Genomic DNA, 7679 nt, shown 5'->3' on the forward strand with positions numbered 1-7679 from the left:
CAAGCCGATGATCCAGATCGCGCCACGATGCGCGTTGCTGCCGCCGGTCGCGCGCAGCATCTGCTGTTCGCCTGCGCGGCCGATCTGCGCGAGTTCGGTGCGCAGCAGCGCGGACGGTTCGCCGCGGCGGCGCGCCGCGCGTGCGAGCGCGGCGAAGGTGGGTTCGAGCGCACACGCCGAGCGTCGCATCGTCGCGAGGTCGAGATCGCGATGCGCACCGCTGCCGCGCTGGTCGACCAGCGCGGGTTTGGGCGTGAGTTCGGCTTCGTCGATCAGCGCGGCGACCGCGTAACGCGCAACTTGCGCATCGTCGGCAAACGGCGATGCGGCAAGCTCGCGGCAGCCATCCGCTAAATCGGAACGTTCGAGCAAAGCAGCAGCGGGCGCCATCGTCACCAGCTCCTGAAGCGCGCGGGCGGCGCGTACAGGCCCCCCGACCACATGACCAGATCGTCGATGCTGCGCGCCGCGAGCAGCGAACGCTTCGCGTCGCCGCGCCGGATACCGAGATCTTCCGGATACGCGACGATGCCGCGGCGGCGCAGCTCGGCGGTTTTCTCGGGCTTCGCGCGCAGGCCGATGGGTGTGACGCCGGCCACCGCGGCGAGCGCCGCGCGCCGCTCGTCGATGCCCTCGGCCTTGTGCAGATGCGCGATGCCTTCCTCGGTGACGACATGGCTCACGTCGTCGCCGTAGATCATCACCGGCGCGACCGGCATGCCGTTTTTGGCGCCGACCGCGACCGCGTCGAGTTCATCGACGAAGGTCGGCTCGCCGCCTTTCTTGTACGTCTCGGCCAGTTGCACGACGAGCTTCTGGCCGCGCGCGACGGGGCCGTCGCCCTTCAGCAGTTTCAGCCACGCCTCGCTCGAATGACGCCGGCCGCGCGGGTCGTGGCCCATGTTCGGCGCGCCGCCGAAACCAGCCAGCCGTCCGCGCGTGACGGTCGACGAATTCGCATCGGCATCGATCTGCAACGTCGACCCGATAAACAGGTCGACGCCGTATTGCCCGGCCAGCTGACACAGCACGCGGTTCGAACGCAGGCTGCCGTCGTTGCCGGTAAAGAACACATCGGGGCGTGCTTCGATATACGCCTCCATGCCGACCTCGCTGCCGAAGCAATGGATGCTGTCGACCCAGCCGGACTCGATCGCCGGGATCATCGTCGGGTGCGGATTGAGCGTCCAGTTGCGGCAGATCTTGCCTTTGAGGCCGAGCGATTCGCCATAGGTCGGCAGCAGCAATTCGATCGCCGCGGTATCGAAGCCGATGCCGTGATTCAGCGAACTCACACCGTACGGCTCGTAGATGCCGCGAATCACCATCATCGCGGTCAGCACCTGCAGATCGCCGATGTGACGCGGATCGCGCGTGAACAGCGGCTCGACGGCGTAGGGTCGGTCCGCCTGCACCACCACGTCGACCCACGAGCCCGGAATATCGACCCGCGGCAGTTCGTCGACGATCTCGTTGACCTGCACGATCACGATGCCGTGCCGGAACGCGGCGGCCTCGGCGATCGTCGGTGTGTCCTCGGTATTCGGTCCGGTGTACAGATTGCCGTGACGGTCGGCCTGTTCCGCGCACAGCAGCGCGACGTGCGGGCTCAGGTCGACGAACATCCGCGCGTACAGCTCGACGTACGTATAGATCGCGCCGATCTCCAGCTGCCCGTCTTCGAGCAGTTGCGCGACGCGCAGACTCTGCGGCCCGGCAAACGAGAAATCGACCTTGTGCGCGATGCCGCGCTCGAACAGCGTCAGATGCTCGGGACGGCCGATGCTCGAAATCAGCAGGTGGATGTCGTGCAGTTTCTGAGGGTCGACGTTCGCGAGCGAGCGCGACAGGAAATCGGCCTGCTTCTGGTTGTCGCCTTCGAGCGCGACCCGATCGCCGGGCTGGATCAGCGTTTCGAGCGCGTCGACGATGCGGCGCGCGGGCAGCACGCCGTCTTCGAGCCAGGGGGCGATGGCCGCGAGACGGCGCAGCTTTTCATCGCGGCGGGTCGTCCATGAGCGGGCGGCGGGTGCGGTTGCGGCGGAGGACGCGGCGGCGTCGGCGGGGTGGTTCATCGGCTCGGTCAACTCCCGTTGGTGGCACGCGGGCGTCGCCCACGCGGCTTCGGTTGATTCGCAAGCGCGGCTTCGGCTTGCGCGCGTTCAGTGAGGAAGCGATACAGCAACTCGCCGGTGCCGAGCAGATGAGCGACGACGAGCGATTGCGCGGCGGCAATATCGCGGCGACGCACCGCGTCGAGCAGCGCGGCGTGCTCATTGTCGGACTCGCCTTTGTAAGACGGCAAGCCGAACTTGAGCCGCAGATAGCGTTCGCCGCGCCGGTGCAGCAGCCCGATCATGTCCTGCAGATGCGGGCGGCCGGCGGGCGCATAGAGGCTCATGTGGAACGCTTCGTTGCGCGCGACGTAGAGCGACTGATCGCCTTCGCGCTCGGCGGCGCGGCACAGGCTGGCGGCCTCGCGCAGCGTCGCGGCGGTGTGATGGGGAATCGCGAGGCTGAGCGCGAGGCTTTCGAGCGCGGAGCGGATCTCGTAGATTTCGCGCGCTTCGTCGGCGGACAGCGGCGCGACCGTCGCGCCCTTATGGACCGCCGCCCGAGCCCAGCCTTCGCTTTCGAGCTGGCGCAGCGCTTCGCGCACCGGGATCGCGCTCACCGAAAAATGGCGCGCGATCGCGTCCTGACGCAACGGCGCGCCAGGCGCGAGCGTGCCATCGACGATCGCCGCGCGCAGCGCGCGGGCGATCACATGCGAAGTGCTCGCGCGGGGGGGCGCCGCGGGAAGCAGCGACCCATTCGCGGCCGGCTCCAGGGGAAAACCTTCAGTTGCGTCAGTCATGATTTCAAATATTGTATATAAAAAGACGCGCTTTGCAGCGCGGGCAAACCCGGAAAGAAATCGCGCACCACCTCCGGAGACCCGCATGCGAGCGGTGCCCTTCGTCACCGTAAAAGTATGAGGACATCGCCGCGCACTCAACAAGCGCGCACCCCGTCGTTTTTCGTTACGTTCGCCAACCGTAGGCAGGAGGAGCACGATGAATACATTGACCGACCGCGCGGTCGGAAGGCGGCGCACGCCGCTCAACCGTTCGCAGATTGCAGGGTTCTGGGGCGCATGGGCCGGCTGGACGCTCGACGGCATGGACTCGTTCATTTACGCGCTGGTGCTGACGCCGGCGCTGACCGAATTGCTGCCGCGCTCCGGCTTCGCGGCGACGCCGGCCAACGTCGGTCTGGCAGGTTCGATCCTGTTCGCGTTGTTTCTCGTCGGTTGGGGTCTGTCGTTCATCTGGGGGCCGCTCGCCGATCGCTTCGGCCGCACCAAGGTGCTCGCGGCCACGATCTTCACGTTCGCGATTTTCACCGGACTGGCCGCGACGTCGACCAACGTATGGCAGCTCGGCATCTATCGCTTCATCGCCGGCGTCGGAATCGGCGGCGAGTGGGCGCTGGCCGGCACCTATGTGGCCGAGGCATGGCCGGAGGACCGTCGCAAGATGGGCGCCGGCTATTTGCAGACCGGCTACTACGCGGGTTTCTTTCTCGCGGCCGCGCTCAACTACACGATCGGCGTGCATTTCGGTTGGCGCGCGATGTTCCTGACCGGCGCGGTGCCGGTGGTGGTCGCGATTCTGATTCTGTTGCGCGTGAAGGAACCGGAGAAGTGGCAGAAGGCCGATGCCAGCGTCGCCCGCGTGAAGCCGATGCGCGAAATCCTCGGGCCGGCTTACCGGCGCCGCACATGGGTCGCGTGCATTCTGCTGACGATCGCGATCATCGGCTTGTGGGCGGGCGCGGTGTATGAACCCTCCGCGGTGATCCAGCTTGCGACGCGCGCCGGCATGTCGAAGGGCGATTCGATCCGCACCGCGTCGCTCGCCACCGGGCTGCTGTCGATCGGCACGATCCTCGGCTGTCTCGCGTTACCGCCGCTGGCCGAGCGCATCGGTCGTAAGAAGACGCTCGCGGTGTATTTCGTGGGCATGGCGGTGTCGATCGCGGCGAGCTTCGGCTGGGCGTTCTATCTGCCGAACGGGCTCGCGCCGTTTATCGCGTGGCTGTTCGTGCTGGGCTTCTTCGGCGGCAATTTCGCGCTGTTCAGCCTGTGGCTGCCTGAGCAGTTCGAAACCCGCGTGCGGGCGACCGCGTTTGCGTTCTGCACGTCGTTCGGGCGGTTTATCGGCGCCGGCGTGAACTTCCTGCTTGGTGCGGCGGTGTTGCACATGCAGACGCTCGGCGTGCCCGTCGCGTTGACGGCGCTCGCGTTCGTGATCGGTTTGTTCGTGATTCCGTTCGCGCCGGAGACCAAAGGCGAGACGCTGCCGCAGTGAGGGATCGCGCGGTGCAGGCCGCGCGTCGAAGCCGCAAGCGCGCGGCGCGCCGCTTTCACGTGGCTTGTTTCGCGCGCTCGTTCCTGCGCTTGTTGCCGTGCTTGTTCCGCGCGCTTGCTCTCGCGCTTGTTCCGCGCGCTCGTTCCCCTGCTTGTTTCCCGCAACTCATTTCGCGTGACTGCGCGTCCGCCCGCCCGAGTGCAGCAGCGATAGCAGCGGCCAGCCGAGATTGACGCCGAGGCTCGCGGCGACGATCAGCACCATGCCCGCGAGTTGCGACAGCGATAGCGCGCGGCCGTACACCACCGCATCCACCACGATCGCGGTCAGCGGATAGACGAACAACAGCACCGCGATAACTGGCGTCGTCAGCTTCGGCAGCGCGCCGTAAATCAGCACATACGACAGTCCGGTGTGCAGCACGCCCATGCCGATCAGCCAGAACCACTGCATCGGGCCGATATGGGTCAGCGTCAGCGGCGCAGTCAGTGATGCAATCAACGGCAGACACAGCACGCCGACCGCGCATTGGATCAGCGTCAGCAGATGAGGCCTCAATTCGCCAACGCTCTTCGCGATCAACGTGACAGCGGCATAAAGCAGTGAGCCGAGCAGTGCCTCACCGACGCCTATCAGATAACTCGTGTGGCCTTGCAGATTATCGGTAGCGGCCACACCCGACGCGAGCACGAGCCCGGCGAACGCGGTCGCGATCCAGCCGAGCCGGTCGACGCCCAGCCGCTCGTTGAAGAGCGCCGCGCCGATCAGCACGACCCAGAACGGTTGCACATGAAAGACGACGGTCGCGACCGCGATGCTGGTGCGATGAATCGCGTCGAAAAAGCCGACCCACTGCGTGATCATCAACACGCCGGAGATCAGCGCCAGCACGGCAGTGCGGCGGGTGAACTGCGCACGCGTGAAAAAGCCCTTCCACACGCAATAGGCGGCAAGCGACAGAAAGCCGAACACGCAGCGAAAGAACACCAGCGTCAGCGCATCGAGCCGCGCTTCCTCGACGAAAACGCCGAGCGTGCCCATCATCAGTCCGCCGCTCGCCAGCGCGATGGCGCCTTGTTGACGTGGGGTGAGGGACATGCGCGATAGCTCCGGCGAAATGATGACCCGAGTATTGCGCCGCTTGCTGGCCACTCACAAACGAATTAAATTGAGAAATTCCATAAGCCGGATTGATAAATGGTGAACCCTGAATTCGACATCGACCTGTTGCGCAGCTTCGTCGCGGTCGTGGACGCGGGCAGCTTCACGAAGGCGGCGGCGAACGTGCATCGCTCGCAGGCGGCGGTCAGCATGCAGATCAAGCGGCTCGAAGCGATGCTCGGCACGACGTTGTTCGCGCGCAATACGCGCAGCCTCGCGCTGACGCGGCCGGGCAATACGCTGCTCGAATACGCGCGGCGCTCGCTCGCGTTACAGGAAGAGGCGTGGTCGGCGATCGTGCGGCCCGAGGTCAGCGGCCGGGTCGTGCTCGGCGCGCCCGACGACTACGTGTCGTCGCTGCTATCGCCGGTGTTGCGGCGTTTTGCGACGCTCTATCCGCGCGTCGAGATCGAGATCGTCTGCGCGCAAAGCACGGCGCTCGCGCCGATGCTCGCGGACAACAAGATCGACCTCGCGTTCGTCACGCGCGACCGCAAGCTGCGCGGCGAATTCGTGCGCAGCGAGCCGATGGTATGGGTGGGGGCGTCGGCCGATACGCCGGTGCTGGCCGTGTCGCCGCTGCCGGTGGGACTGTACGAGCCGGGCTGCCTGGCGCGGCAGCACACGCTGGTCGCGCTCGACGCCGCGCATATCCGTTATCGCGCGGCATTCAGCAGCGCGAGCCTGATGGGGCTGGTCGCGACCGTCGACGCCGGGCTGTCGGTGATCGCGCTTACGCGTTGCAGCGTGCCGTCACGGCTGGTGATTCTGGGCGAAGCGCAGGGGCTGCCGAAGATCGCGCCGCTCGACATCGTGGTCGCGCGCAGCGCCAAATCGGACCGGCCGACGTGCGATTATCTGGCGCAGCAGATGGTGCAGGACCTGTCGTTGCGCTCGACGGGCAAAGGCGCCGGGACGCTGTGATGAAGCGCTACCCGAAGCACGGTTGAAGCACGGCCGATGCATGGTGAGGCACGCCGAAGCATGGCCGAAGCATGGCCGCAGCACCCGATTCCCGCGCGCACACCACTCGTGCCCATCGCGGATCGCAATGGCGGGTGCGCATACCGGGCGTACGGTGCGCCGCAGTCCGTATCAGAAATTGATCGTGGTCCGCGCGCCGACGACGAACGTATTGCGCAGCGGCTGCGTCGGGTCGTTCGGATTCTGGCCGGCGCCCGCATTGAACGTGTATTGCGCGTCGGCCTGTAGTTGCCACCACGGATTGATCTGATACTGGTAGGTCGCCTCGAGCGCGGTTTCGCTCGTGCGCACCCCGTACGGGCCACCGCTGAACGCGCGGAAGTCCTGATCGAGTCCGTTCACGTGATTGCCGACCTTGATATAGGTCAACGCGAGGCCCACGCTGTCGTTGTCGCGGCCCTTGAACGGGGCTTTCAGCACGACGCCGAGGTTGGCCGCGACGCTCACGAGGTTGCGGTCACCCGGCCCGCCCATCACCCGCGCGAATACGCCGACGCTGCGCGGTTCGACGGGGTTCGGACGCCAGACCATCTGATCGGCGACCGCGTAGATGCTGTAGTTGCCGCTGTGACTCGCGGGGATGCCGGTCGACGCCGGATTCGCGAGCGACACACCGGTGTTGTCGTAGCGCCGATCGTCGAACCGGTTGCTGTTGTACCAGACGCCGATCTTGTAAGTACCCGGCAGGCCGGGGTTGCCCGCGCCGGCCGTTGCGCCGTCGGGCGGCTGGTTGATCGCGTACTGCAACTCGCCAATCCACAACGCGCCGTTGTGCACGTTGAAGTTGGTCCCGCTCATGTTGCCTAGGTCGTTGCCGAGCGGATCGCCCGAATACACGCCGGCGAGCGCGCTCAGCGACGGCGTGATCTGGCCGCGCACCCGCACCCCGAGAGCCGCGAGCGGATATGCGGGGCCGCCCGATGGCAGGTCGTACGACGGCAGCGCGGGCCAGCCGAACATCGTGTTCAGAAACAGCGCCGAATACGTACTGGTGATGAATTCCTGGTCGATACTCTGCTGACCGATCTTTACGTCGACCCGCCTGTTCAGGAACGACTGCTGATACCACAGCTCCCACAGACGCGTCGCGTCATCGGCTTCGATACCGCTTGCCGTGTTCAGCGTGCCGAGCTTGTTCGCGCTCAGGTTCGCACCGTGAATCTGCAGCGCACTGACGTTGAA

The 7679-nt window shown here is 66.1% G+C and carries 7 protein-coding genes; 2 read left to right on the forward strand and 5 right to left on the reverse strand.

The window, feature by feature from the left end:
- From VGH68_RS13355 to VGH68_RS13365, 3 genes are all read right to left on the reverse strand, one after another.
- A partial coding sequence (locus tag VGH68_RS13355) for a triphosphoribosyl-dephospho-CoA synthase (protein ID WP_331604102.1) occupies positions 1 to 390 on the reverse strand: 390 nt, incomplete at its 3' end.
- 2 nt (positions 391 to 392) lie between these two features.
- Positions 393 to 2075 carry a malonate decarboxylase subunit alpha gene (gene mdcA, locus VGH68_RS13360; RefSeq protein WP_331604103.1) on the reverse strand — a complete coding sequence of 561 codons (1683 nt, stop codon included), beginning with the start codon at positions 2073 to 2075 and terminating at the stop codon, positions 393 to 395.
- Positions 2076 to 2083: 8 nt separating this feature from the next.
- A complete protein-coding gene (locus VGH68_RS13365) occupies positions 2084 to 2857 on the reverse strand; it encodes a GntR family transcriptional regulator (RefSeq protein ID WP_331604104.1) in 774 nt (257 codons plus the stop codon).
- Between the two features lie 199 nt (positions 2858 to 3056).
- Between VGH68_RS13365 and VGH68_RS13370 the strand changes: the two genes are divergently transcribed.
- Positions 3057 to 4352 carry an MFS transporter gene (locus tag VGH68_RS13370; RefSeq protein ID WP_331604105.1) on the forward strand — a complete coding sequence of 432 codons (1296 nt, stop codon included), beginning with the start codon at positions 3057 to 3059 and terminating at the stop codon, positions 4350 to 4352.
- Positions 4353 to 4517: 165 nt separating this feature from the next.
- On the opposite strand, the gene VGH68_RS13375 is transcribed toward VGH68_RS13370, so the two are convergent.
- Positions 4518 to 5450 (reverse strand): DMT family transporter, encoded by a 933-nt coding sequence (locus VGH68_RS13375; RefSeq protein ID WP_331604106.1) that lies wholly within the window; start codon positions 5448 to 5450, stop codon positions 4518 to 4520.
- A 102-nt stretch (positions 5451 to 5552) separates the two neighbouring features.
- On the opposite strand from VGH68_RS13375, the gene VGH68_RS13380 reads away from it, so the two are divergent.
- Positions 5553 to 6437, forward strand: coding sequence for a LysR family transcriptional regulator (locus VGH68_RS13380; RefSeq protein ID WP_331604108.1), 885 nt, complete (start codon positions 5553 to 5555; stop codon positions 6435 to 6437).
- 171 nt (positions 6438 to 6608) lie between these two features.
- Here VGH68_RS13380 and VGH68_RS13385 read toward each other — a convergent pair.
- On the reverse strand, positions 6609 to 7679 hold a 1071-nt coding region (locus VGH68_RS13385), incomplete at its 5' end, for a carbohydrate porin (RefSeq protein WP_331604107.1).

Origin of the sequence: Paraburkholderia sp., assembly GCF_036488505.1 — a bacterium.
In the GTDB taxonomy this organism is placed as follows: domain Bacteria; phylum Pseudomonadota; class Gammaproteobacteria; order Burkholderiales; family Burkholderiaceae; genus Paraburkholderia.